Origin of the sequence: Candidatus Propionivibrio aalborgensis, assembly GCF_900089945.1 — a bacterium.
Classification (GTDB): Bacteria; Pseudomonadota; Gammaproteobacteria; order Burkholderiales; family Rhodocyclaceae; genus Propionivibrio; species Propionivibrio aalborgensis.
The window spans coordinates 16878-42993 of the sequence record NZ_FLQY01000391.1 but is presented as its reverse complement, the minus strand read 5'-3'; the positions used below and the strand labels follow the sequence as shown (position 1 = coordinate 42993).

Here is a 26116-nt window from a genome sequence, read left to right as displayed (position 1 = left end):
TCTGTAATCGGTACGGGTTATGTTGGTTTGGTTTCTGGCACCTGTCTGGCCGAGGTAGGCAATGAAGTGCTTTGCCTGGATGTGGATCCGGCAAAGATCAGGATTCTTGAGGAAGGTGGCATTCCGATTTTCGAGCCGGGGTTGCAGGATATGGTGCGCCGCAATGTGGCGGCGGGACGTCTGTGCTTCACCACCGATGTGCAGAAAGCCGCTCAGTATGGCACTGTCCAGTTCATTGCCGTCGGCACGCCGCCGGGCGAAGATGGTTCGGCCGACATGCAATACGTGACCGCAGCGGCGCGCAATATCGGCAAGTACATGACCGATTACAAGGTGATCGTCAACAAGAGCACGGTGCCAGTGGGCACGGCCGACGCGGTGAAGGCGGCAGTCGCTCAGGAACTGTCGAAGCGCGGGATCGATATACCGTTCAGCGTCGTTTCCAACCCCGAGTTTCTCAAGGAAGGTGCTGCAATTGAAGACTTCATGAAGCCTGACCGTATCGTCGTGGGTTGTGAGAGTGAGCAGGCGGCGCACATCATGCGGACCCTCTATGCGCCCTTCCAGCGCAATCATGATCGCCTGATCCTGATGGATATCCGCAGCGCCGAGCTGACCAAGTACGCGGCCAATTCGATGCTGGCGACGCGCATCAGTTTCATGAACGAGCTGGCCAATCTGGCCGAAAAGCTGGGCGCCGACATCGAGCAGGTGCGCAGAGGCATTGGTAGCGACCCGCGCATCGGTTACGACTTCCTGTATGCCGGGGCCGGTTACGGCGGCTCATGCTTCCCCAAGGACGTCAAGGCGCTGATCAAGACCGCCGCCACCAATGCGGGAATCGAGCTGAAGGTGCTCAACGCAGTGAAGGTGGCCAACGATGCGCAGAAGCACGTGCTGGGCACCAAGGTTCAGGCGCACTTCGGCGCCAGTCTTCAGGGCCGGCATTTCGCCCTCTGGGGTCTGGCCTTCAAGGCCAACACCGACGATATGCGCGAGGCTACCAGTTGCGAGGTGATCAAGGATCTGCTGGCCGCTGGCGCGACGGTTACGGCCTACGATCCCGTAGCCATGAATGAGGCCAAACATCACTTTCCCGACGAGGCTCGGCTCGGCTACGCCGACAATCAGCTTGACGCGCTTGAAAATGCCGATGCACTGATCATCGTGACCGAATGGAAAGAATTCCGCAGTCCCAACTTCGACTCAATCAAACAAAAACTGAAAGCGCCGATCATTTTCGATGGACGCAATCTGTTCGAACCGTCCGAGATGAAACATTTAGGCATTACCTATTTTGGCATCGGGCGCTGATTGGATGTTAGAGAGGATCGGATTGACCTGCGGCGCCCTTGCTCCCGGGATTAAAAATCACTGCGCTTGACGGCAACACTCTTCACCTGCGCGAAAACATCCCGTCCCACAACCAGGCCCAGTTGATCGCGCGAGCGACGCGTGATGCGCGAAAGCAGCGTTTTCCCCTCGCCGACCTGCAAGCGCAGACTGACGCGATCCAGCCCTTCATCCCGAATTTCGGTGACCCGTGCGGCAAGAATATTGGTGATGCTGGAGCCCTGCGGCTTGGCAGTGGCGATGCTCACGTCGCGCGCCAGAACACGGGCGCGTACCCTGCCGCCGAGCGGGCAGTTCACCCGGCTGACCCACAATTGTCCCCCGGAAAAATCCAGCCGGCTGAGGTGGTAGGTCTCGTCGTGCTCGGCCACGCAAGCGTCGATCACGGCGCCGGCATCGTCCAGGCGGGCAGTTGGCAGATCGAGCCTTGACTGGATTGCATCGAGCGAATCGCTGGCAACGACCCGCCCTGCCTCCATCAGCACAATGTGATCGGCCAGCCGGGTGACTTCATCGAGCGAATGGCTGACGTAAAGCACCGGGATGTCCAGAGCGCCATGCAAACGTTCGAGGTAGGGCAGGATTTCCTGCTTGCTGGCGGCATCGAGTGACGAAAGCGGTTCGTCCATCAGCAGCAGGCGGGGACTGGTCAGCAGCGCCCGTCCGATGGCGACACGTTGTTGCTCTCCGCCCGACAGTGCGGAAGGATTGGCACGGTCGACTAGTCGGGAGAGCCCCAGCAAATCGACGACCTGCTCCAAATGCACCTTGCGGCCGGTGGCTGGAATCCGCTTCAGGCCGAACTCCAGATTGCGCCGTACTGAAAGGTGGGGCAGCAAGCTGGCTTCCTGAAACACATACCCTAGTGAACGTCGATGGGTCGGCATGAAGAAGCCGCCTTCCTGCCAGGCCTCGTTATTGACTCGCAGTAATCCATCCACGGGTTTCTCCAGCCCGGCGATACAGCGCAGCAGGGTGGTTTTTCCAGAGCCCGAAGGGCCAAACAAGGCGCTGACCCCGCTGGCCGGGAGCTGCAGGTCAACATCAAGATCGAAGTCCGGATAGACGAGCTGGAAGCGCGCGCGAATGACATCCTTGGTGCCGTTGCTCTCCGGCATCATTTCCGCCTGCCAGTCGGGTTCAAGGTATACAGCACCAGCAACACCAGAAAGGAGAACGCCAGCATGCCGGCTGACAAGCCGTGGGCGTGTGCATAGTCCATCGCCTCGACATGATCGTAGATCTGGATCGACACCACCCGGGTTTGCTCCGGAATGTTGCCGCCAATCATCAGCACGACGCCAAACTCGCCGACCGTGTGCGCGAAGCCGAGCACCAGCGCAGTCAGATAGCCCGGTTTGGCCAGTGGCAGAACCACGCTGAAGAAACGGTCGAGCGGCGAGGCACGCAGTGTCGCGGCGGTTTCCAGGGCGCGTTCGGGGATATTTTCAAAGGCGTTCTGCAAGGGCTGTACAACGAAGGGCAACGAATAGAAGACCGAAGCGATCACCAGCCCGGCAAAGCTGAACGGCAACAGGCCAAGGCCCAGCGACTTCGTGAGCTGCCCCAAGGGGCCGTGTGGTCCCATGGCCAGCAGGAGATAGAAACCGAGCACGGTAGGCGGTAGCACTATCGGTAGCGCGACTACCGCTCCGATGGCACCCTTCATGCTGGATCGGGTGCGTGCAAGCCACCAGGCCAGCGGCGTGCCGATGACGAGCAGTATCAAGGTGACCAGCGTGGCGAGTTTGACAGTCAGCCAGATCGCCGAAATGTCGCCCGCCGAAAGGTAGGATCCCATCGCGCTATTTTGCTTCGCCCGGCAGCACGAAGCCGTAGCGCGTCATGGTGGCGCGCGCATCGGTACCCTTCATGAAGCGCGCGAAACGCTGCGCCAATGGCTTGCCGGCGGCTCGCCGGGTAACAATGAAGCCCTGCTCAAGCGGACGATGCAAGGTTTCGGGTATCAGCACATAACTGCCATGTTCGGACAGCTCGGGACTGAGCGCCAGCGACAAGGCGATGATGCCCAATTGCGCGTTGCCGGTTTGTACGAACTGCGCCGACTGTGCGACGTTTTCGCCAAAAACCAGTCGGGGCTTGACCCGCTCCCAAATGCCTGCTGACCTCAGCGCCTCTTCCGCACGCTGGCCATAGGGGGCATGCCGTGGATTAGCCATGGCGATTCTTGCGACGGCCGGATCGGCAAGGTCGGCGAGTGTCATGAGCGTCATCTTTGCGGCATCGCGTGTCGCACCCCACAGCACGATCCGCCCGATGCCGTAGGGTTGTACTTCGGAAGCGGCCAGACCGGCTTCCACCAGCGCGCGTGGATAGGCAATATCTGCCGAAAAATAGAGATCGTAAGGAGCGCCCTGCCGGATTTGCGCATGAAATTTGCCGGATGAACCATAAACGGTTTCGACCCGGGCGTCCGGGTTCTCCCTGATGAACAGGACGACAACTTCGTCCAGGGCGTATTTGAGGTCAGCCGCCGCAGCGAGGGTGATTTTCTCTTCGGCGCGTGCCGGCAACGTCAACTGCACGACGAGAAACAGCACCAGAGCAAGCGGTGCGATCCATTTGTTCGTCGGAATCCGAACCATTCGGATCGCTTTCCGGATCACTTCTTCCCTTGGCCCGGGCGAAACGCCGTGCAGTGCTGAGGGTCGGTTTCAAGCCGTGCGCCTCCGATCAGATCGAGGCAATAGGGCACCGCCGGGAATACGGCATTCAGGCAATCGTCAATCGCCGACGGTTTGCCAGGCAGGTTGACGATCAGGCTCTTGCCGCGAATACCCGCTGTCTGTCGGGACAGGATCGCTGTCGGAACGAACTTCAGCGAGGCGGTGCGCATCAGCTCGCCAAAACCGGGCATCATCTTGGTGCACACGGCTTCTGTCGCTTCCGGGGTAACGTCGCGTAGCGCGGGACCGGTGCCTCCGGTCGTCACGATCAAACTGCATCCCTCGATATCGCTCAATTCGCGCAGCGCGTCCTCGATTTGCGGTTGCTCGTCGGGAATGACCCTGGCAACGGCCTCCCACGGGCTGGTCAGCACACGCGTCAACCAAGCCTGGATCGCCGGCCCGCCCTTGTCTTCATAGACACCCCGGCTGGCGCGATCGGAGACCGTCAGAATGCCGATCCGAGCCGTGCTCATGTGCCACCCTCGATTCCCGGTTCGTCCTGGAAAACAGCGCCGTCAAGGAGTTGAATCACGGCCGATTCGCCCGCTGCCAGGCCCGAGCTTGTCGAGGGCACAACCAGCAGACCGTCGGCCAGGGCCATCGACAGCAAAGCGCCGCTGCTTTGCGTCCCGGTCGAACTGGCGACATAGGAACCTGGCAGCCTGCTGGATTCATTGCGCTCCAGAACGACGCGGATGAATTCGGTTCTGCCCGGACGAATCTTGACCGGGTGAGTCAGGCGCGCTTTGATCGTGCGCCGGAACAGATGTGAATGCCCCATCATCCGGCGCAAGGCCGGCAGGACGAACTGCTCGAAACACACCATGCTGGACACCGGGTTGCCCGGCAGGCCAAAGACCATGGTCGAGGCGGTGGTGCCGAAGGCCAGCGGATGTCCGGGCCGCATCTCCACACGCCAGAAATGCATGTCAACACCCAGCGCCTCAAGCGTCGGTCGGACATGATCATGTAGGCCAACGGAAGAGCCGCCGGAAATCAGCAGCACGTCGAACAACAGGCCGCGGCGAACAAATTGCGCTAGTTCTTCGGGGTCGTCGCGCGCGATGCCGAGCAAGACCGGCTCGATCCCCAGAGCCTGCGCCTGCGCCATCAGGGCATAACTGTTCGAGTTGGGAATCTTGTCCGGATCGACGGGTTCGTCGAGTCCCTCAAGTTCGTTTCCGGTCGACAGGATGGCCACGCGAGGTCGACGATAGACCTTCATCTGCGCACACTTGACTGTTGCCAGAACGCCGATCACGCCCGGCGTGATTTCCGTCCCGTTGCTCAGCACGACCTGTCCGTTGCGCATGTTCTCGCCCAACAGACGAATGTCATTGCCGGCGTCGACCCCGATCCTGATTTCCACATTCTCGTCCGATAACATCCGGGTATCCTCGACACGGATCACCGCATCGGCGCCGGCGGGGACCGGAGCACCGGTCATGATGCGTGAACACTGGCCAGCCTGCACCGTTTTGCCTGGCATATCGCCAGCCTTGATGTCTTCAATGATGGTCAATGCTACCGGTGTCATGGCTAGATCGGTGCTGCGCAATGCAAAACCATCCATCGCCGAGACATCGTAGGGCGGTTGATCGCGGTTGGCGCGGATCTCTTCGGCCAGCACCCGCCCGAGCGAGGCTTCGAGTTTGACGACCTCGGTATCGCGAATGAGCACATGTTCCAGAACGCAGGTTTGTGCGTCCCTGACTGATAAATTTCCCATCTATCCAAACTCCTCATACTTCATGGCGGCCGTCAGATCCTGCGGCGTATCGATATCCATAAAACTGCGCAAGTCGTCGTCGCTTCCCAGCAACTCCGATTCGTCAACGTAACAAACCTTCAATTGTTCAAGCGCAGCACGCAGGCTGCGTTTCCCGTTGCCTTGAAGAATCGCCTGAATCGGCGCCAGGCAACTTGCCGAGTAGAACGCGGCGAGGGGCTGCGGGTGTCCCTGTGCAACAGGCACCACGGCCTGATATCCACTGCGCCGTTGTGCAAGATATTCGATTAGCGCCGGCTTGACAAATGGCATATCGGTCGCAACGGCAAAAACCCACGGGGTGTCGACTTGCGTGGCATGGACCAGTCCGGCACACAGCCCCGCCAGAGGCCCGGCGTCGGGATACGCGTCACAGACCTGCGGCAGCCTGATTTTCGAGCGCGGCTCGCGAACGCTGACCAGAACCTGCGGAAAAACCTGCTGCATAGTGCCGGCCACGCGTTGCAACAGGGTTTGTTCACCGATCAGAAGTGCAGCCTTGTCGTGACCCATTCGCCGCGATTGACCACCTGCCATGACAATGGCCAAACAGTCTTCGATCATCGCGACGCGTGCTCAAGCAGAAAGTCGGCCAAACCGGAGATGTCGTCGAGCGCGAAGTGGGGGAGCTGCGGGTACACCTCCTCCATGTCGCTGACCAGGGCGATCAGGCCGTCGTCGATGGTGCAGCGCGGAGGCTGCGCGCATTCGCGCCGCAATATCTCGATCTTGACCCCGCGAGCCAGCGAAAACCCTTCAGCAAGGATGATGTCGGCCTCACCGAGGAAGCGCTCGGCCAACTGCGCCGGTTCGCGTCGGTCAGTGGCATCCGCCACGAGCTGCAACTCGTTCGCAGTCACCAGCATGCTCATCACGGCACCCGCCTGCTTATAGCGCCAACTGTCCTTGCCTTCCCTGTCTAGGGCGACCTTGTGGTGTGCATGTTTGATCGCGGCAACGCGCAGGCCCCTGGCAGTCAATAGGGACAATAGTTTTTCCACCAGAGTGGTTTTGCCGGAACCGGAATGCCCGACAAAAATGAACACCGGCGGAATCATGGAAGTCACGGGAGTCACGGGACTCACGGATGCGGCGTCACCCACGACTCGCCTTGTGGAGTAATTTCTTTTTTCCAGATTGGCACCCGTTCCTTCAATTCATCAATGATCCAGCGGCAGGCTTCGAGGGCCGGCGCGCGATGTTCGGCACCCGCGGCAATGAAGACGATCGAATCGCCGGCCCTGACCACGCCAAGGCGATGCACGATGCGCGCATCTATCAGTGCAAAACGCGCAATAGCTTCGTCGCGAAGCTTCTGCATTTCCGGGAGAGCCATGCGGTCGTAGGCGTCGAAACTGATTTCACTGACCTCGCGACCTTCCGAAAAATCGCGAGCGCATCCCAGAAATGTGGCGATCCCGCCCATGCGTTTGGAGCTGGCTTGCAAGGCGCGTATCTCTTCGTCCTGCGAGAAGTCTTCCAGCACAATGCGAACCGCATTCTGCATCTCACCCCCCCGAAAACTTTGACATAAAAACGACTTCGCTGTTGTCTGCCAGCGCGACAGCCATATCCCGGACCTGAGCGCCGTCCACGGCAACCAGGGAAACCAGCTCGAACGCTGCGGGATACTGTTCCTTCAGCCGGGCTTGAACATCCTGCAAGCACATTCCGGGATGGTGATCGACGACCAGTCGACTGGCGCCAACCCGCTCGGCTACCGGCCCGAAGAACAGGACGGTAATCATCGGCGCGCTTTCCCGGACAGTTCGTCACGGCGCCAGACGCCGCTCTTGCCGCCGCGTTTTTCATCGAGCTGAATTGACTCGATGCGCATTCCCCGATCAATCGATTTGCACATGTCGTAGATGGTGAGCAGTGCCGTACTGGCCGCACACAAAGCCTCCATTTCGACGCCGGTTTGCCCGACACAACTGGCGGTCGTAGTCACCCGGATGCCGACATGACCGCCCTCGTCCGGTTCCAGGATGTCGACGAATTCAACGGCGACGCCGGTCAGCGCCAACGAGTGGCACATTGGAATCAGCTCCGAAGTGCGTTTGGCCGCCATGACGGCACCCACTTCGGCCACGCTCAGCACGTTGCCCTTGGCGATCTCGCCGGTGCGGATGCGCTCCAGTGTGCCTGTCTGCATGCGCAGCGTCCCGCTGGCGATGGCGACACGCTGTGTGCTGGACTTTTCCGATACGTCGATCATGCGCGCACGTCCGGAGTCGGAAAAGTGAGTCAAGTCATTACTTTGCTTCACCCGAAGTCACCCTCCAATGTACGACATCTCGATTTTGCGTCCCTGGAACGTTGTTGCCTCGTGGCGCATCTGCGAATAACGGTCGGTACGATGTTGCCAGGTATCAATGATGAATCGGGCCAGCATTGCGTCGCTCTCGCTACGCCGCAGCGAATCGCGCAAGTCGACACCATGGCTGGCAAAAAGACAGGTGTAGAGCTTGCCATCAGTGGATAGCCTGATTCGGCTGCAATCATGACAGAACGCCTGCGTGACCGATGCAATCACGCCGATTTCACCGCCGCCATCCGCAAACATCCAGCGTTTTGCCACTTCACCGCGGTAGTTTGGATCAAGCTGACGAATCGGGTAATGATTGTTGATCAACGCGAGAATCTCCTGTGCCGTCACCACATCGTTCATGCGCCAGCCGTTGGTGGTACCGACGTCCATGTACTCGATAAAGCGCAGAACAATTCCGGTGTTGCGGAAGCGGCGAACCAGGGGAATGATTTCATGCTCGTTCTCTCCACGCTTGACGACCATGTTAACCTTGATCGGCGAAAACCCCACACGTTGCGCCGCTTCGATACCGCCGAGTACCGTCGTCACTGATGCGGTCGAATCGCTCATGCGTTGAAAGACAGCTTCGCTCAATCCGTCGAGGCTGACGGTCAGCCGCGACAAGCCAGCATTTTTCAGCGCTTGCGCCTTTCTGGAGAGCAACAGTCCGTTGGTCGTCAAGGCTATTTCGACGGGCTGGCCCTCCGTAGAACACAGCTTCGACAGCGCCTCGATCAGGTGCTCGACACCGTGACGCATCAACGGCTCGCCGCCGGACAGGCGGATCTTCTGTACACCCAGTTGCACAAACACGCCGGCGACTCGTTCGATCTCCTCGAAGCTGAGCAATTCGGCGCGCGGCAAGAAGACGAAATCCTTGCCAAAGACCTCACGCGGCATGCAGTAGGTGCAGCGCAGATTACAGCGGTCGGTGACTGAAATACGCAGGTCACGCAGTGGCCGCTGCAACGTGTCGGCAACCAGCAGCGGTGGCGTGCTGAGATTATTCACATGGAATCCAGAACCGGGCCGAAAATGGTGTCAGAAGAAGCAGGGAAGAGGCTGGTGCGCAGGCGTGAGCCGGCGAGCTCCCGTCGGGCTTTACGCGGCCAATGCCTCTCGGGCACATCCTGTGCCAAATCCCTTCAGCTCAAGGCTGGCACCAAGCCAGGTATCGATCTTCTGGGCCACATCCACCCACTGCGGATCCAGCATCAGCATGTGCCCCGCACGCGGAATGACGCAGGTTTCCGCGTTCCAGCCCGACGCTGTAAAGTGCAGCCGGTTTGCCGCAAACAGCGCATCCAGCTGACCACCGATGACCAGTGCAGGTATACGCGGTCTCTTCTTGGGCAAGCGCATGGCAAGCGACATCATCTCAGTCAGCACCAGCATCGATTCCTCCTGGACCATCGGCTGAAATTGGGTGAAATGCTCCAAGTTTGCGTCTGGCGAGAAATAAACTTCGCGCATCACCTTGATCGTATTCTCAGTGTACTCGCCGCGTACGGCGCGATCAGCTTCGAAGATAAAGTCCGGTTGACGAATCGCCAGTTGAACTCCCGATGCTGCCAGGCCGGTCGGCGGAACAGGTGCCATCATCACTACCGCAGTCGCCGGTGACTTTTCAAGATATCGCTGCACCACGATTGCGCCCATCGAGTGCCCGATCAATACCGGAGCAGCATCCAGACTGTCGACGAGTTGCCCAACGTCGTCGGCGTAGTGGTCAAGCCCGAAGCTGTTCAGCGCATCGCGCCCCGAGCTCTTGCCATGCCCGGACAGATCTATCGCATAGCAGTTATAGCCCCGCTCCTGGAAATAGGGTAGAAAGTTTACATCCCAGCATCCGGAGTGCGTATAGCCTCCGTGCACAAACACCAGCGGTGGATGGCCCATGTCGTTCAGCGCGGGACGATCAAGCGAATGAAGTTGGCGAAGCATTCTGAAAACTCCCAGAGTTAGACCAATCCGAGAGAATAGGGCAAAATACAGGGTTCGACAATACGGCCAAGTCAAATGCGTGAAGGTAAAGCACGCTATTCGCGGTATACCCATTTGCTCGGCCAAGAACTCACACCGAGTCAGATGGGCATCGAATCGATGCGCTGCGATTGATTTGCCCACTAAACCTACCGATATAATCCTTTTCCGTGGAACGCACCCAGACACGTATCCCCAAGACCAACGGCTTCACTTCGGTGTGGCAACGTTGGCGTGGGCGTACCAACGAGACGCCGTCGCTTGACAGTTTGCCTTGTATTCCGGTCGCTGCCGAGCACGTCGCGGTTCTGCCGAGCCCGGAAGCGTACCGCACCACGCTGCTGACGCAGATCGCACAAGCCAGCCAGCGCATTCTCATGGCAACACTGTACCTGCAGGATGATGACGCCGGCCGGGAGGTGTTGTCAGCGCTGTACGCGGCGAAGAAAGCGCGGCCACAGCTGGAGATTGCAGTCTTTGTTGACTGGCATCGCGCACAGCGCGGTCTCATAGGCAAGGCCCGGTCGGCTGGCAACGCCGCACTGTACAAGGACATGGCGCGTCGCCTTGGCCCGGGCGTCGAGATCTATGGCGTTCCAATCCAGCGGCGGGAGTTCATGGGCGTCATGCACCTCAAGGGGTTCGTCATTGACGATGTTGTTTTATACAGTGGCGCCAGTCTGAACGACGTTTATCTGCAGCGAAAAAGTCGCTATCGTCTCGACCGTTACCACTTGATCCACAATCGGTTCTTGGCCGACAGTATGGCCAACTTGTTAACCGGAGTGTTGCGTAACGGCCCGTCGGTGTGCTCTCTGGCTACCGGCAAGACGCCCAAGACCGCAGCCATACTGAACGCGATTGTAAAATTTCGCCGTGTACTCGCCACAATCCGCTATCACTTTGCAGCGGGACAGATCAATTCGGGAGAAGTCGGCATTACGCCATTATTCGGCCTCGGCGTTCGCGGCAACGAACTCAATGCGACGATCCTGCAATTGATCCTCCACTCAAGACGGCGCTTTGTCTTGTTTACCCCTTATTTCAATCTTCCCGGCCCGATCCGCAAGGCGGTCGACAGCAAGATCAAGGCGGGATGTCAGGTCACCATTGTGCTCGGCGATAAAACGGCCAGCGATTTTTACATACCACCCGACGAGCCTTTCAAAACCATCGGCGCACTGCCCTACCTCTACGAAGCCAATCTTCGCCGTTTTTGCAGGACCCATCAGAAGGCGATGGATGCGGGGCTGCTCAACGTGCACATCTGGCGCCACGAAGACAACAGCTTCCATCTCAAGGGTCTGCTGATTGACGAGGACTATGCGCTGCTGACCGGCAACAACCTCAACCCGCGCGCCTGGCGACTCGATTTGGAAAACGGGTTGGTGATTCACGATCCGCAAAAACTGCTTCTTGACCAGCATCTGGCCGAGCTGGCAAGAATCATGGTCCACACGCGACGACTGAATCATCATAAGTCGCTGGATGCCGTCGATACCTACCCGCTTCCTGTCCAGCGCCTGATCAAGCGACTGGCGCGGGTGCGCGCGGATCGTCTGGTCAATCAGGTGCTGTAGTCCTAAGCGCTTAGGCCACGCTTGGGCAGGCTATACGACTTCGAGATGCCCTATCCCCGAGTTAAGGTCGCGATCTTTTGAGTCTTTGCTGTGCAGTTTGATTTGCAGGCGAAGGTCATTGATCGAATCGGCGTTGCGCAGGGCGTCCTCGTAGGTAATGCGGCCCGCTTCATAGTGGTCGAACAGCGCCTGGTCGAAGGTTTGCATGCCGAGTTCTCGCGACTTCTTCATGATCTCCTTGATTTCGTGCACTTCGCCTTTGAAGATGAGATCGGAGATCAGCGGGGAATTGAGCATGATTTCAATAGCCGCCACACGGCCCTTGCCGTCTTTTTTGGGCAGCAGACGCTGCGAGACGAGGGCGCGCAGGTTGAGTGATAGGTCCATCAGAAGCTGGTGACGACGCTCTTCCGGGAAGAAGTTGATGATCCGGTCGATGGCCTGATTGGAGCTGTTCGCGTGTAGCGTCGCCAGACAGAGGTGTCCGGTCTCGGCAAAGGCAACCGCGTGGTCCATTGTCTCACGGTCACGGATTTCGCCCATCAGAATGACATCGGGCGCCTGACGCAAAGTGTTCTTCAACGCCGCCTCCCAGGTGTCTGTATCGACGCCGATCTCGCGCTGTGTGACGATGCAGCCTTTGTGATCGTGGATGAATTCGATCGGGTCTTCGACCGTGATGATGTGTCCGTGACTATTCTTGTTGCGGTGGTCGACCAGTGCGGCCAAAGAAGTGGTTTTCCCCGTACCCGTACCGCCGACAAAAATGACCAGACCGCGTTTGGTCATCGCCAGATCTTTCAGCACCGTAGGCAATCCGAGTTCTTCCAGCGTCGGGATTGACAGGTTGATTGTTCGGCAGACAACGGCCACACGGCCCTGCTGTATCAGCGTATTGACACGAAAACGTCCGATGCCGGAGGGTGAGATGGCGAAATTGCATTCCTTTGTGGCTTCAAATTCGGCCGCCTGGCGATCGTTCATGATGGAACGGGCCAGCTCAGCCGTGTGCTGCGCAGTCAATACCTGGTTGGAGACCGGGGTGATCTTCCCATCCACCTTGATCGCGGGAGGGAAGTTGGCCGTTATGAAGAGGTCTGAACCATTCTTCTGCGACATCAGGCGCAAAAGATCGTGCATGAATTTTAGTGCCTGATCGCGTTCCATGATTTACCCCTCTAAGCTGACGAATTATGCGCCCGGGAAAGCGTCCTTGTTGGCGGCCTTGCCGCGCGCCTCGGCGGCGGAAACAACGTTCCGGCGGACGAGTTCAAGAAGATTCTGATCCAGCGTTTGCATACCAAGCTGTGCACCAGTCTGGATGGCCGAATACATCTGGGCCACCTTGTTTTCACGGATCAGGTTACGAATCGCCGGCGTGCCGATCATGATTTCGTGCGCAGCCGTTCGCCCCATGCCATCCTTGGTCTTGAGTAAGGTCTGGGAAATGACGGCACGCAGCGACTCCGAGAGCATCGAGCGAACCATTTCCTTCTCGGCAGCCGGGAAGACGTCAACAACGCGGTCAATCGTCTTCGCAGCACTCGAAGTGTGCAGCGTTCCAAAAACGAGGTGACCGGTTTCGGCGCCTGTGAGCGCCAGCCGGATGGTCTCCAGATCGCGCATTTCGCCAACCAGAATGACATCCGGGTCCTCGCGCAACGCCGAACGCAGGGCGTTGGCGAACGAAAGTGTATGCGGCCCGACTTCGCGTTGATTGATCAGGCATTTCTTGGATTCGTGCACGAACTCGATCGGATCCTCGACGGTAAGGATGTGGGCATGTTCGTTTTCGTTGATATGGTTGACCATTGCCGCCAGCGTCGTCGATTTTCCCGAACCGGTCGGACCGGTTACCAGAACAATGCCGCGAGGATACTCGGAAATATCCTTGAATATCTTCGGGCAGTTCAAATCCTCAAGCGACATGATCTTGGAAGGAATTGTGCGGAACACCGCAGCCGCTCCCCGGTTCTGGTTGAACGCATTGACGCGGAAGCGTGCCAGATTGGGGATTTCAAAGGAAAAATCGCACTCCAGAATTTCCTCGTAATGCTTGCGCTGGCCGTCATTCATGATGTCGTACACCATGGAATGCACGTCCTTGTGCTCCATGGCGGGCAAGTTGATTCGGCGTACATCACCATGCACCCGGATCATCGGCGGCAGACCCGACGACAAGTGCAGGTCAGACGCTTTGTTCTTGACACTAAAGGCCAGCAGTTCGGTGATATCCATCGGGGTTCGTCCTCAGCGGGGGTCAGGGTGCGGTGTTATACTTAGGAACATCCGGGTGACGTTTGATTATGACAACAATTTCCGCTAACCTGCAAGCCGTTCTCGCACGCATTTTCGCGGCAGCTCGAAAATACGGACGAAACCCTGACGATATTAGTCTGCTCGCCGTCAGCAAGACGTGGCCTGCGTCGGTTGTCCGGGAGGCGGCGGTGGCCGGACAACAAGCCTTCGGCGAGAATTATGTGCAAGAGGGGGCAGCGAAGATCGCCGAGCTTGGCTCGCTTGGACTGGTGTGGCACTTCATCGGGCCTCTACAAAGTAACAAGGCGAAGCAAGTTGCCACAGCATTCGACTGGGTGCATTCGGTCGATCGCCTGAAGATTGCAGAGCGGCTCTCCGAGCAGCGCCCAGACTCGCTCGCGCCCTTACAGGTTTGCCTGCAGGTGAACGTCAGCGGTGAAAAATCGAAGAGCGGCACGCTGATGGATGACTTATCGTCATTGGCGCATCGGGTGGCGTTGCTTCCTCGCTTAAAGCTGCGGGGTTTGATGGCCATTCCCGCGCCGGTTGAAGATTTTGCACAGCAACGGAAGTCGTTTCGCCGGCTGCGCGAGGCATTTGAACGCCTCAAGGAGAGTGGTCTGCTGCTCGACACCCTGTCGATGGGCATGTCTCACGACCTTGAGGCGGCAGTAGCTGAAGGCGCGTCAATCGTACGTGTAGGTACAGCAATTTTTGGTGCAAGAAGCAAATCATGAAAATTACATTCCTGGGTGGTGGAAACATGGCCAGCGCGCTGATTGGCGGCTTGCTGAATACGGGGTTTCCACCGGGCGATATCACCGTCATCGAGATCAGCGCCGATAATCGTGCGCGTCTTGAAAGAGACCACAAGGTCCGATGTTATTCCGAGCTTCAGGCCGTCGCCTTTCAATGCGACGCCTTGTTGCTGGCCGTCAAGCCGCAACAGATGAAAGAAGCCTGCACACCGCTGCGAGAACATCTGCAGCAGCAGTTGGTCATCAGCATCGCCGCCGGCTTGCGTCTTGCCGATCTGTCGCGCTGGCTAGGCGGGTACGACAGGCTCGTGCGGGCCATGCCCAACACCCCGGCACTGATCGGTTCCGGCATGACCGGGCTGTTCGCCTTGCCAACCGTCACCGAAGCCGAGCGACTCGGTGCCGAGCGTATCCTGCGAGCTGTCGGTAGCGCGGTATGGGTCGCTGATGAGGCGCAGATGGACGCCGTAACTGCCGTTTCGGGTGGTGGCCCGGCGTATGTCTTTCTGTTTATTGAAGCTTTGCAGCAGGCAGCAATGGATCTCGGCCTGACATCAAGGCAGGCGCGCCAGCTGGCAATTGAAACGACGCTGGGTGCAGCCAAACTGGCCGCCCAATCCGATGATTCTCCCTGCGTCCTCCGCGAGAGAGTCACTTCCAAAGGCGGGACAACCGAAGCGGCATTGCTCGCAATGGCCGAGCGGGGCGTCAAGGATAGCATCATTGCTGGTGTGCTTGCGGCCAATGCGCGGGGAGCCGAATTGGGCGAATTGCTCGGCAAGGACTAGCCATGCTAACCGAGGCCGGACTATTCCTGCTCAATGCGCTGATCGGTTTTCTCACTTTTGCATTGCTGTTGCGATTTTACTTCCAGGCATTCCGCGTCTCATTCCGCAACCAGATCGGTGCTTTCGTCGTGCAGTTGACAAACTGGCTGGTAATGCCGCTGCGCAAGGTTTTGCCAGGATTTTTCGGCCTCGATCTGGCCAGCCTCTTGCCGGCGTATCTGTTGCAGGTGCTACTGCTGGCGGCAGCGATTTCTTTGCGTGGCACGGTTGGTCTGCCACCTGCTGGCGCGCTGGTCGGCATCATCTTGTGGCAAGGCGTTTTGGCGACGCTGCGCTTCAGTATCTACCTTTTGATCGGTGCGCTCTTCCTGCAGGCCATTCTGTCGTGGGTGAGCCCCTACTCACCGTTGGTCCAGCCGGTTAGCCAGCTGACACGCCCTTTCCTGCGCCCGATTCAACGCATCGTCCCGCCGATTGCGGCAATTGACCTCTCGCCACTGGTCGCGATTCTGCTTGCTCAGCTCGTACTGATGTTTCTCTGATGTGCCCGTGGCTGCTTGTTAGTGACGGGAAAATCACGCTGAAGCTGCACATTCAGCCGGGTGCAAAGCAGACGGCGGTTACAGGATTGCACGGCGAAGCGCTCAAGATACGTCTCGCTGCAGCTCCAATCGATGGTCAGGCCAACGCGGCTTTGATCGCATTTGTTGCCGATCGCCTAGGATTGCCCAAGTCGGCGGTCTGCCTGAGAAGCGGTCAGACCTCGCGCCGCAAGGTGCTTGAAGTGATCGGGGCACCGGCAGATGCCGCGCAGCGCTTACTGCCGATTAGCTGAACCTGGATTCCTGGATTTCGAAAACGATGCGTCCTCCTACGAGCGTCGTATGCACCCGGCCGGTCATTTCGCTATCCATGAACGGGGAATTCTTTCCCTCGCTGCGCAACGCCATGGGCTTGACGCACCACGTCTCAGTCGGGTCAAAGACACAGATATCCGCAGGGCACCCGGCGCTCAGTGAGCCCGCTTCAATGCCAAGAATGGCGGCAGGGTCGCAGGTGACCCTGGCGATTGCCGTTAGCAGGGGAAGTTTCATTTCCACCGCCCATTTCAAGACCAGCGGCAGCAGCAGTTCGAGCCCGGTAGCGCCCGAGAGGGATTCAGCAAAGGGTAGTTGCTTGCCGTCTTCGTCAACGGGAGTATGGTCAGAGCAAATCGTAGCCAGTCCATCCGCCGCGGCTGCCCGTAGCGCATCGCGGTCGCTTTCCGACCGGAGCGGCGGGTCAAAGCGGGCATGGCTGTCAAAGTAGCCGATATCCGCTTCGCAGAGATGCAGGTGATGAATGGAAACGTCACAACTGATGTTCAGACCATTGTTTCTTGCCTGACGAACCAAAGCGATGCCCGCGGCCGAGGACAGCCTGGCCAGATGCAAGCGAACTCCGGTTACCTGTGCCAGCTGAAGTGCGGTGACGATAGCGACTGTCTCGGCACAAACCGGAATACCGGCAAGGCCAAGCCTTGAGGCAACTTCGCCGTCGTGTGCAACGCCGTCGCGTGCCAAGTAGTGATCCTGAGGCTGAAGGCGGGTCGCGTAACCGAAGGTGGCGGCATATTGCATTGCTCGTAACAACACCTGCGTATCGAAGATGGGCTGCTTCGCTTGCGAGAAGGCGATGCAGCCGGCGCGCGTCAGGCTGACCATTTCGGAGAGCTTTTCGCCAGCCAGTTGCTGGGTGAGTGCGCCAATAGGAAAAACCCGCGCCAGACCCAGTGCTTCACTGCGCCGGACCAGGCGCTCAACCAGTCCAGGCTCGTCGAGCGGAGGTTTGGTGTCGGGCGGACAGGCCACTGCCGTGACGCCACCCGCAACTGCCGCTGAAAGTTCGGATTCGAGGTTGGCCAGACGCGTAGACAGGTCAACCAGCCCGGGACAGACTATTCGTTCGCTGGCATCAAGTACCTGCGCCGGCTTAAAACCTGATGGCGGCTGGCCGATGGCCTGGATGCGCCCGTCGGCGACAAATACGTCTGCTTGCTCATCGATGCCGTTCTTTGGGTCGATCACTCGGCCGTTTTTGATTTGAATATGGGGGAGTTCGAATCTGCTGAATTCGCTGTGCATCGTTCAGTTCCCCGCCAGAATGCTCATCACTGCCATGCGCACCGCAATGCCGAAGGTAACCTGCGGCAAGATGACAGCCTGTGGCCCGTCGGCGACCTCTGAATCGATTTCAACGCCACGATTCATCGGACCCGGATGCATCACGATGGCGTCGTCTTTGGCCAGTGCCAGCGTTTCAGGCGTCAGTCCGTAACTGCTGAAGTATTCGCGTGCCGAGGGCAGCAATACCCCATTCATGCGTTCGTTTTGCAGGCGTAGCATTATTACGACGTCGCAATCCCTGAGTCCTTCCTGCAGGTCGTTGCAGACGCGCACACCCATCTTTTCAACGTCCGCTGGCATCAAGGTCTGTGGGCCGACCGCGCGAATCTGGGCGACTCCCAGGGTTTTCAGCGCGTGAATGTCCGAGCGTGCGACACGAGAATGAAGGATGTCGCCAACGATGGCAACGGTCAGATTGGTGAAACCCTTTTTGTAGTGACGGATCGTGTACATGTCGAGCAGACCCTGTGTCGGGTGCGAATGTCGTCCATCACCGGCATTGACGACATGCACATCAGTTCGACCAACTCGGCGCAAGTGATCAACGATAAGGTAAGGCGCACCGGAAGCGGCGTGACGGACAACAAACATGTCGGCGTGCATGGCAACCAGATTGTCGACGGTATCGAGCAAGGTCTCACCCTTGGCCGTTGATGAGCGAGTCACATCAAGGTTGATGACGTCGGCCGAGAGGCGCTTGGCCGCGATTTCGAACGTAGTGCGCGTGCGTGTGGAATTCTCGAAAAACACGTTGAAAACGCTTTTTCCCCGAAGCAGCGGTACCTTCTTCACATCACGGTCGGAGACTTTAAGGAAGCTTGACGCCGTATCGAGGATTTGCGTCAATATTTCAACTGGCAGACCATGAATCGATAACAGGTGCGTCAGTTCCCCGTTGGTGTTGAGTTGCGGATTCTTGTGCAGAGAACTAAGCATGTTCAACCCGCTTCCATTGCAGCCTCCCCGTCGCTTCGGGTTCGAGCACAAGCTCTTCGTTCTCCTCCAGATCAACTTGCCAGGTGCAGAATTCGGCACAGATCGGCAACTCGCGTCCCCCACGATCGGCAAGAACGGCAAGCTTGATGCTGGCGGGACGTCCGTAGTCGAATAACTCGTTTACTGCCGCACGTGTTGTGCGGCCGGTGTATAGAACGTCGTCAACCAGAATCAGATGAAGTGCCTCGACGTCGAAGGGAATCGACGTGGGCTTGACCTGCGGATGCAACCCTTTCTCGCCAAAATCATCGCGGTAGAACGAAACGTCGATCTGCCCAATTTCTCCGGCTAATCCGAGTAATTCGTGCAGACGTCGGGCGACCCAGACACCACCGCTGTGAATCCCCACCAGCATGGTGTTTGCCTTCAGTTGCGTGCGGATGAGTGCTGCCAGTTCGGCGCATTGCGCTTCGGCATCAGGCAACTTGGTGAGTGGCATATATTTTGTGATCCGTAGGGTCATCGACAGGTTGTTTAGCGCTGCGTTCAAAAAACCCCTGCAAAACGATCTGGGCGGCAAGAGCATCTATATGTTCTTTGGCGCTTTTCGCATTATGACCGCTTTCGCGCAGCCTTTCTTCCGCTTCGACTGAACTGAGCCGTTCTTCGGCGTAATCGACGGCAATGCCGAAGCGGCCGCGTAACTGATTGGCAAAGCGAGTGCAGCGCGCGGTCATGGCGTGCGTCGTGCCGTCGAGTGCTACCGGGAGGCCGACAATAAGTCTGACGGGTTGCCATTCGTCGATCAGCGCGGCGATCGCGGCGAAGCGTTCGACGTTAACCTCGCTCCGAATCGTTGTCAGTGGATGTGCCTGACCAAGCAAGCACTCGCCGACGGCTACGCCAATCCGTTTTTCGCCGAAGTCAAAAGCGAGCACCGTTCCGCGGGTACTCGTGGTCGCGTCAGGCATGTCCGGCCTTGACGGCGAGATTCTTGAAATCGATGCCCAGTATTTCCATCGCCGACGGCAATCTGTCTTCGTAGGGGAGTTCGAACAGAATGTGGGGGTCGGCCGGCACTGTCAGCCAGGCATTCTGAGCCAGCTCGTGTTCGATCTGGCCAGCTCCCCACCCTGAATAGCCAAGCGTTACCATGATTTCGTGCGGTTGTCCGTCACGTGCAACAGCCTGCAGGACATCGCGCGAGCTGGTTAGTCCAACGTCCTGATTGACGGCCAGCGTTGACTGCCATTCGCCGACCGGCCGATGCAGGACAAAGCCCCGATCAGTCTGAACCGGCCCACCGAAGAAGATCGGCAAATTAGCCATGCCCAGAGTCTCGAAAGGCACATCGATTTTTTCGAACAGGGTCGCCAGGCTCATGTCGATCGGGCGATTGACGATGATTCCGAGTGCGCCCTGATCGTTGTGTTCGGCAATGTAAATCAGGGATTTAGAAAAATACGGATCGTCCATCGCCGGCATGGCGATAAGGAAATGATCGGTCAGGTCAAAGCTTTGCATAGGTACATTTTAATCATTGGCGCCAGTCGATACAAAGGGAATCAATGCCTGGTTTGGATCGAGGCTGGTCCGGACGCGATCTGCATGCCACCGCTCACCTAACCGTGGGCAGTATCCGGCGGCTGAAAAACCCGATCCATGACGCTCTGTGGCACATGGGCATTGCCGGACGATCTGCTTGCCGAAGAATCATCGATTCGACCACACTCAATTGGCTCGTCAGTCCCGACAAGCTCTGGGGAGCGCTTGGCAGTGGTCAGGCGTGGCGTTGCTGCGAAACGAAATCCGCTACCAGCTGCAGCAATTCGTCTTCCTGATACGGCTTGCCGAGGTAGTTATTGACACCGATTTCAAAGGCATAGGCACGGTGCTTCTCGGCTGTACGCGAAGTGATCATGATGATCGGAATTGCCTTAAGGCGGCTGTCTGCACGGATGTTTCGCGTGAGGTCGAAACCGTCCATGCGCGGCATTTCGATATCAACGATCATCACCTCTGGAACAACATCGAGCAATTGTTCAAGAGCCTCGACGCCATCCTTGGCAGTGAGTACTTGATAACCTTCACGCGCCAGCAAACGGCCGGTGATCTTGCGCACAGTCAAGGAGTCATCAACGATCATGACTTTGGGCAGCGTGGCGGTAGCCGTCTCTTCGGCAGGGAGTTCGGGCGTTGTCGAAATCGGGGCGGCCAATTCAACAACCGATCGACGGCTCAGCGCCACCGGATTCAATATCAACACGACCTGACCGTTGCCAAGAACCGTCGCCCCATCGATACCGATGACGCGGGCAAGTTGCGGTCCGATATTCTTGACAACGATTTCGTGGTTGCCGAGAAGCTCATCGACCTGTACCGCAATCCGTTGCGCACCGCTACGCAGCAGCAAGACCCAGTACTGGCGTTGATGATCGGGATGGGTCTGTATTTCACCGAGCATATGCGGCAGGTAATTGAATGGGTATTGGTTCCCCATCCATTCGGCGCTACCGGCATCACGAATTCGGCTCAGGGCGTCTTCCTTGAGATCGAGCACCTGCTCGATCATCACTGATGGAATGGCATAGTTCTTGTTGCCGGCGCGTACCAACAAGGCCTTGGTAACAGCCAACGTCAGCGGAATGTAAAGCAGGAACTGCGTTCCTTGGCCGGACGCGGATACTATTTCGATCCGACCGCCCAGGCGGCTAACCTCGGTTTTGACCACATCCATGCCAACACCGCGACCCGCGATCTGCGATACGTCGGTAGCAGTCGAAAAGCCCGAAGTGAAGATCATATCTGCAAGGCGCGTCGGGCTGGCTTCTTCGTCGGCAGCCAGCAGCCCGGCGTCAATGGCACGCGCACGAATTCGCTCATAGTCGAGTCCGGCACCATCATCGGTAAGGCTCAGAATGATTTCGTTACCTTCCTGTTTGAGCGCCAGTGAAATCTCGCCGATACCCGGCTTGCCCTGCGCAACCCGTATTTCGCGTTCTTCCAGGCCGTGAGCGATAGCGTTGCGAAGCAAGTGCTCCAGCGGAGCGCCCATCTTGTCCAGTACGCTTCGGTCAAGTTCTACCTGGCTTCCCACTATTTCAAGGTTGGCGCGTTTGTTAAGCTCCTTGGAGGTTTGCCGGACAATGCGGTACAGGCGATCCGCCAGACTGCCAAATGGCACCATGCGAACTGCCATTAGGGCTTGTTGAACCTCACGGTTCAGGCGAGCCTGGGCGATGATCGAGGCATTGGCGTCGTCTAGGTTCTTCAGCAGGTTTTGCTGGACAGTGGCAACGTCGTTGACCGACTCCGCCATCATCCGTGTAAGTTCCTGGAAGCGGGTAAAACGGTCCAGTTCCAGCGGATCGAACCCGGCGTGCTGCTCATTGGTTTGCGCAGTGTGCGATTGCATTTGCGATTCAGCCTGAATTTCGACTTCACGCAACTGACGGCGCAAACGAATCACGTTTTCCGTCAGATCGAGCAGAGACGTTTTCAGGCTGCGCATCTCGCCTTCAATCCGCGCGCGGGCGATCGACAATTCACCCGCTTCATTTACCAGTCGGTCGATGACGTCTGCGCGAACGCGCAAGGTGGCCCGTTGTGCGAGAGCTTCAGCATCGACTTCGGCCTCGGCAACGCGCAATCGATCGCCACGACGATCCGTCCGGCGCTCTACAGTAACAGCAACCTTCTCCGGCTCCGCACCCGGCTTCGCAAGCGCAGCGTCGTCGACCTGCACATGCGGTGCAGCAGGCGTTTCAGGCAGTTGGTCGAGTTTTTCTCCTTTTTGGAGACGTTCGATAATCTGTAGCACCGAATCAAAGGCGCTTTCGATTTCGTCAATCACTTCGAGCGGAACGCCATCGGCGCTGCTGGCCTGATCAACGCGTGTTTCAATGGCGTGTGTTATTTCGCCCAGATTCATTGCGCCAGCCATCCGGGCGCTGCCCTTGAGGGTATGCAACTGGCGTTTGAGCGTTCGAAACGCTTCCGCACTGTTTGGCTCGGTACGCAAGGCACGTAGCTGAGTGGCAATGCCCTGATTCAGATCAACCGCTTCCTCAAGGAATATGGGCAGCAGTTGCTCGTCAATCTCGTCCTTCAGTTGATTGATTTCAGACAAGAAAGAAGGTTTGTGTTCGAATTCGGCTTTGGCGGTTTCCTGCGGCGGCACTGTTTCGCCACTCGCTGGCTGTTCCGTTGCGGCTTCATGCTCTGCAGGCGGTTCCTGAGATGTAACCAGGTTTGCCGGATAAAGTGAATCCAGGGCTTCGATCAGCCCTGCGGGCACGTCGGGTTCGCGTTCATCGGCCAGGGATGACAGCATCAGATCAAGCTCGCCGACGGCCTGTCTGACTATCCCGAGGGCTTCCAGGCTGCCTGGTTGTGCCGAATTGTCGCGGCGCAACAGTGCATGTTCCAGCGCAAGGCCTAATTGATTGACGGACGAAATCCCGACTGTTGCGGAGATGCCGGCGAGTGTGTGAGCCGCCCGGTACATATCCTGCGGGGTAGGCGTCAATTCATCCTTTTCCAGGACTGGCAGTTCGCGGTGCAACGTAGCCAGATGAACGTCTGCTTCTTCAGAAAATATCTCATATAGCGTTGGCGAGATGGAGATTCGCAATTGTGCTTCCGACTCGCTCGCTACAGGCTCGACAGCTGAAGGTTCGACATCCGGCAGCGCGCCCTCCTCAGCTTGCGCCGCCGCTTCCTCGACGGGAGTGTCAAAGCTGAAATCCGATTCATCGATTTCCTCAACTATCTCGAGATCGCTGGCGAGATTGGCCCCCTCTTGTTCAGGCGGTGGTTGCGGGGCATCGAATTCAATCAATTCGGCGCTCTGAAGAGCCTCTGGTGATTCTTCCGATTCCAGGGGAGTTTCCGACGGCAGTTCGTCAAGCGAGATCGTTTCGAGTTCACCCTCGACTTCGCTACTCGCCGTTGCGTCAACAGTCGGCGCCGGAGGAGCCTCCTGCACTTCTTCCTTCTCTCGTCGAAGCGAATCGGAAAAAGTGATCAGGTCGGTCGGATCGGGAGCACTTCCTGTTTGAGTTTCCAGATAGCGGACCCATGTCGCGAAAACGCTGTGTGCCTGCTCAAGCAGATCGAAAATGGAAGCGCCAACTTCCAGCTCCTGCCGTAGCCATAGATTAAGGGTCTGCTCAATGGACCAGGCGGCCTCGCCAACATCCGTCAGGCCAACCATGCGTCCACTGCCCTTGAGCGTGTGGAACGAACGCCGAATCGTTGTCAATAATTCGACGTTATGTGGTTGGCCTTTCAGCGCCTGCAGGTTCTCATCGATGGTGCCAAGAACCTCGTTCGCTTCTTCCAAAAATATATCAAGCAGTTCGGCGTCGATCTCTTCGTTGCTGGCTTGCGAGAGCTGAACCGTTTCTGCCGATGATTTCATCGATTCAGGGAGTTCTGGCTTGAGTGTTGCCATGAACTGCTCAATCTGCGACCAAGCAACTCCCCCCGCCTTGAATGCCGTCAGCATGGCCTTGGCCTGTTCGCCGAGTGCCGTGTCAGCGACGAGATCGGCATCGTTCTTCAGTGCCGACAGATTGTGTCTTACCTGTTCGATCAGATTCTCGTTGCCCGCCTGCTCCTTGAGAGCGCCGAGAAGCGCGTGTGTCTCAAGCTTGAGTCGCTCGACCTCCTGCTCAACCGAAATGTCGGATTTGGGTACTTCCGCATCCTCGGCCATTTCGAATGTCCCGATCTCTTCGAACGGTCCGGACTCATCAATTCCTTCAAATTCGTCGAGCTCGCCGGTCTCTTCAGCCTCCAGCGCCGTGCCTGACTGCATCTGCCTGACGAAGCCTTCAAAGTCGACAGCGCCATGTTGCAGGGAATCAATAAAGAAGCCGATCATGGACAACTGGTTGGCCACGCGCTCGAAATCCGCTTCCTGTGAGGGGCTCTCAGGTTCTGCAAAGCGTTTGATTTCTTCCGAACACTCGCGCACAGCAACGGCAGCAGCGTCGTGGCGCATCATGGTCAAGGCGCCTACGACCTGGCGGAACGGAACCTCCAGGCTGACGAGATCCGCGCTCTTCGAGGTATCGCGGAAGAATCCATCGAGCACCTGTTCGATTTGTGCAAAATTGCTTTGGATCTCCTTGGCGACCTGCCCGACCAGCAGCTTTTCCTGAGCCTTGCGCGACATCTCGTCGAGCAACGGGACTTCCGATCCGGGCTGTGGCGGAGTTCCAGCAATGCAACCATGTATCCGGGCTACGGTGACATCGACCTGGTGAGCAAAATCGTTTCCGAGCTGCTCAAAATTTTCCTGCGCATTCTGGGTCAGGAGAATCGCGGTTGCGATTTCCATCGCCAGCGATTCCGAATGCCGGGAGCTGCCTTCTGACAGCCAGTTGGCGGCTGCGGCAATGGCTTGCGCCAGCCGGCGGAAGTCAGTATGGCCAAGCTGTTCGACGACTGCAGACAAGGCGTTGGCGTGTTCCCTGAACAAGGGAAGCGATTGCATGGTACCGGTGCAGTACTTATTCCAGGCTTCTTCGGTCAGCGTGATCACATCACGCAGTTTGCGGCGAACGGCTTCCTCCGGTGCCGGGGCACTCGTGGCGGTGGTCGGGATGATTGCATGCAACTGATAGGTCTTCTTGACCAGCCGAACCGTATCGTTGTTGCTGTCAGCGCTGGCGACGAAATAGAGCACGTCGCGCATCAGGCGCTCAGCGACATTCTTCGATCCTTCAATCAAGCGACGTATCTGCAGATCAATGCGCGCGCACAATTGCTTGACGTTCGTCTCTCCCGGCAAGCTGTCCTCGGCCAATGCTGAGAGAAAGCCACTCGTAATCCACCAGAAAGCGCGAGCCGACGGGACATCCTGCGTGTTTTCAATACGCTTTATCGCACCCAGCATTTCGCTGATGCCACGGCTATCGTGTGGCGCGCGCAGCCATGCCAGAAGACCGTGTTGAAAGCGCGCGCGTTCTTGTCGCGCAAGGCGCTGCAAGTCACTGTGCGCGATCTTCCGCGCCGGGGTTTCGCGGCGCGGCAGGCGGGCGGTCAAGTCCGGGAAGAAGAGATCAGTGGCCGAGACGTGCTCCAGCCCTCGCGCCTCCTGCACCTCGCGGTAGAGCGGCAAAAGGCGCAATGGCTGGTTCGGCTGGCCGCTGATCAGGTCACCGAGATAGTGGCTGATGGCAGCCAGGGAGCGCTGTGCAAGAGCGACGAAATCGTCGTCGGCAGGACGTTTCTGTTGCTCAATCCCCTCAAGCAACGATTCGACCGCCTCTGCAAACTGAGTGACCCCGTCAAGGCCGACGATGGTCAGCGCACCTTGTACCTGGTGCAAGTGTGTGCGGCTGAATCTAAGCTGCGTCAGGTCTCCTGAACCTGCGACAACGCTTGCAGAGAATTGCTGCAGCGCCTGGTCAGCACGTTCCAGTGCAAGGTCGATCTCGCTCTTGACCCAGGTCAGCGGGCCGACATCGAATTCCGTTGCGGCATTCATTGGGGCAGTGTCTCCGATCTCTGCTCA

General features: G+C 58.0%; 26 protein-coding genes. 6 read left to right on the top strand and 20 right to left on the bottom strand.

What is annotated here, in order from left to right:
• On the top strand, positions 1–1314 hold a 1314-nt coding region (locus PROAA_RS17800; protein WP_186412626.1), incomplete at its 5' end, for a UDP-glucose dehydrogenase family protein.
• Positions 1315–1364: 50 nt separating this feature from the next.
• On the opposite strand, the gene modC is transcribed toward PROAA_RS17800, so the two are convergent.
• From modC to PROAA_RS17740, 12 genes are all read right to left on the bottom strand, one after another.
• Positions 1365–2474: a molybdenum ABC transporter ATP-binding protein gene (modC, locus tag PROAA_RS17795; RefSeq protein WP_425394033.1), complete on the bottom strand. Its 1110-nt coding sequence runs from the start codon at positions 2472–2474 to the stop codon at positions 1365–1367.
• Complete coding sequence (modB, locus tag PROAA_RS17790; protein ID WP_186412625.1) at positions 2471–3154, bottom strand: molybdate ABC transporter permease subunit; 684 nt, start codon at positions 3152–3154, stop codon at positions 2471–2473. Before modB ends, modC begins: the two co-directional genes overlap by 4 nt.
• Positions 3155–3158: 4 nt before the next feature.
• Positions 3159–3959, bottom strand: a complete 801-nt coding sequence (gene modA, locus PROAA_RS17785; protein ID WP_186412624.1) for a molybdate ABC transporter substrate-binding protein — start codon at positions 3957–3959, stop codon at positions 3159–3161.
• Between the two features lie 17 nt (positions 3960–3976).
• Positions 3977–4516, bottom strand: a complete 540-nt coding sequence (gene mog / locus PROAA_RS17780) for a molybdopterin adenylyltransferase (protein ID WP_186412623.1) — start codon at positions 4514–4516, stop codon at positions 3977–3979.
• Positions 4513–5772 carry a molybdopterin molybdotransferase MoeA gene (locus PROAA_RS17775; RefSeq protein WP_186412622.1) on the bottom strand — a complete coding sequence of 420 codons (1260 nt, stop codon included), beginning with the start codon at positions 5770–5772 and terminating at the stop codon, positions 4513–4515. The genes mog and PROAA_RS17775 overlap by 4 nt, the downstream gene beginning before the upstream one ends.
• Positions 5773–6375 carry a molybdenum cofactor guanylyltransferase gene (gene mobA, locus PROAA_RS17770; RefSeq protein ID WP_186412621.1) on the bottom strand — a complete coding sequence of 201 codons (603 nt, stop codon included), beginning with the start codon at positions 6373–6375 and terminating at the stop codon, positions 5773–5775. It lies immediately after the preceding gene.
• Positions 6372–6869, bottom strand: coding sequence for a molybdopterin-guanine dinucleotide biosynthesis protein B (mobB, locus tag PROAA_RS17765; protein WP_245664338.1), 498 nt, complete (start codon positions 6867–6869; stop codon positions 6372–6374). The genes mobA and mobB overlap by 4 nt, the downstream gene beginning before the upstream one ends.
• Before the next feature lie 23 nt (positions 6870–6892).
• Positions 6893–7318 (bottom strand): molybdenum cofactor biosynthesis protein MoaE, encoded by a 426-nt coding sequence (locus PROAA_RS17760; RefSeq protein ID WP_186412619.1) that lies wholly within the window; start codon positions 7316–7318, stop codon positions 6893–6895.
• Position 7319: 1 nt separating this feature from the next.
• Complete coding sequence (locus tag PROAA_RS17755; RefSeq protein ID WP_186412618.1) at positions 7320–7559, bottom strand: MoaD/ThiS family protein; 240 nt, start codon at positions 7557–7559, stop codon at positions 7320–7322.
• Positions 7556–8080 (bottom strand): cyclic pyranopterin monophosphate synthase MoaC, encoded by a 525-nt coding sequence (gene moaC, locus PROAA_RS17750; RefSeq protein WP_281182288.1) that lies wholly within the window; start codon positions 8078–8080, stop codon positions 7556–7558. Before moaC ends, PROAA_RS17755 begins: the two co-directional genes overlap by 4 nt.
• A 6-nt stretch (positions 8081–8086) precedes the next feature.
• Positions 8087–9133 (bottom strand): GTP 3',8-cyclase MoaA, encoded by a 1047-nt coding sequence (moaA, locus tag PROAA_RS17745; protein WP_245664337.1) that lies wholly within the window; start codon positions 9131–9133, stop codon positions 8087–8089.
• 90 nt (positions 9134–9223) lie between these two features.
• On the bottom strand, positions 9224–10066 hold the full coding sequence (locus tag PROAA_RS17740) for an alpha/beta hydrolase (protein WP_186412617.1): 843 nt from the start codon (positions 10064–10066) through the stop codon (positions 9224–9226).
• Between the two features lie 209 nt (positions 10067–10275).
• On the opposite strand from PROAA_RS17740, the gene pssA reads away from it, so the two are divergent.
• Positions 10276–11685, top strand: coding sequence for a CDP-diacylglycerol--serine O-phosphatidyltransferase (pssA, locus tag PROAA_RS17735; RefSeq protein ID WP_222102351.1), 1410 nt, complete (start codon positions 10276–10278; stop codon positions 11683–11685).
• A gap of 30 nt (positions 11686–11715) precedes the next feature.
• Here the strand turns inward: pssA and PROAA_RS17730 are convergent, their stop codons facing one another.
• Positions 11716–12852 (bottom strand): PilT/PilU family type 4a pilus ATPase, encoded by a 1137-nt coding sequence (locus tag PROAA_RS17730; RefSeq protein ID WP_186412616.1) that lies wholly within the window; start codon positions 12850–12852, stop codon positions 11716–11718.
• A 24-nt stretch (positions 12853–12876) separates the two neighbouring features.
• Positions 12877–13923 carry a type IV pilus twitching motility protein PilT gene (locus PROAA_RS17725; RefSeq protein ID WP_186412615.1) on the bottom strand — a complete coding sequence of 349 codons (1047 nt, stop codon included), beginning with the start codon at positions 13921–13923 and terminating at the stop codon, positions 12877–12879.
• A 68-nt stretch (positions 13924–13991) separates the two neighbouring features.
• Between PROAA_RS17725 and PROAA_RS17720 the strand changes: the two genes are divergently transcribed.
• Genes PROAA_RS17720 through PROAA_RS17705 form a run of 4 tightly spaced genes read left to right on the top strand, consistent with a single transcriptional unit; the run spans position 13992 to position 16325 of the window.
• Positions 13992–14681 carry a YggS family pyridoxal phosphate-dependent enzyme gene (locus tag PROAA_RS17720; protein WP_186412614.1) on the top strand — a complete coding sequence of 230 codons (690 nt, stop codon included), beginning with the start codon at positions 13992–13994 and terminating at the stop codon, positions 14679–14681.
• Positions 14678–15490, top strand: a complete 813-nt coding sequence (proC, locus tag PROAA_RS17715; RefSeq protein WP_186412613.1) for a pyrroline-5-carboxylate reductase — start codon at positions 14678–14680, stop codon at positions 15488–15490. The genes PROAA_RS17720 and proC overlap by 4 nt, the downstream gene beginning before the upstream one ends.
• 2 nt (positions 15491–15492) lie before the next feature.
• Positions 15493–16032: a YggT family protein gene (locus PROAA_RS17710; RefSeq protein WP_186412612.1), complete on the top strand. Its 540-nt coding sequence runs from the start codon at positions 15493–15495 to the stop codon at positions 16030–16032.
• A complete protein-coding gene (locus PROAA_RS17705; RefSeq protein ID WP_186412611.1) occupies positions 16032–16325 on the top strand; it encodes a DUF167 domain-containing protein in 294 nt (97 codons plus the stop codon). The genes PROAA_RS17710 and PROAA_RS17705 overlap by 1 nt, the downstream gene beginning before the upstream one ends.
• On the opposite strand, the gene PROAA_RS17700 is transcribed toward PROAA_RS17705, so the two are convergent.
• From PROAA_RS17700 to PROAA_RS17675, 6 genes are all read right to left on the bottom strand, one after another.
• Positions 16318–17613, bottom strand: a complete 1296-nt coding sequence (locus PROAA_RS17700; protein ID WP_186412610.1) for a dihydroorotase — start codon at positions 17611–17613, stop codon at positions 16318–16320. The two genes, PROAA_RS17705 and PROAA_RS17700, sit on opposite strands and share 8 nt — an antisense overlap.
• 3 nt (positions 17614–17616) lie before the next feature.
• A complete protein-coding gene (locus tag PROAA_RS17695) occupies positions 17617–18591 on the bottom strand; it encodes an aspartate carbamoyltransferase catalytic subunit (RefSeq protein ID WP_186412609.1) in 975 nt (324 codons plus the stop codon).
• Positions 18584–19090, bottom strand: a complete 507-nt coding sequence (gene pyrR, locus PROAA_RS17690; protein WP_186412608.1) for a bifunctional pyr operon transcriptional regulator/uracil phosphoribosyltransferase PyrR — start codon at positions 19088–19090, stop codon at positions 18584–18586. The genes PROAA_RS17695 and pyrR overlap by 8 nt, the downstream gene beginning before the upstream one ends.
• Entirely contained in the window at positions 19068–19562 is a 495-nt protein-coding gene (gene ruvX / locus PROAA_RS17685) for a Holliday junction resolvase RuvX (protein WP_186412607.1), read from the bottom strand. The genes pyrR and ruvX overlap by 23 nt, the downstream gene beginning before the upstream one ends.
• Positions 19555–20115, bottom strand: a complete 561-nt coding sequence (locus tag PROAA_RS17680) for a YqgE/AlgH family protein (protein WP_186412606.1) — start codon at positions 20113–20115, stop codon at positions 19555–19557. Before PROAA_RS17680 ends, ruvX begins: the two co-directional genes overlap by 8 nt.
• A 256-nt stretch (positions 20116–20371) precedes the next feature.
• Positions 20372–26089 (bottom strand): hybrid sensor histidine kinase/response regulator, encoded by a 5718-nt coding sequence (locus PROAA_RS17675; protein ID WP_186412605.1) that lies wholly within the window; start codon positions 26087–26089, stop codon positions 20372–20374.
• Between the last annotated feature and the right edge of the window lie 27 nt (positions 26090–26116).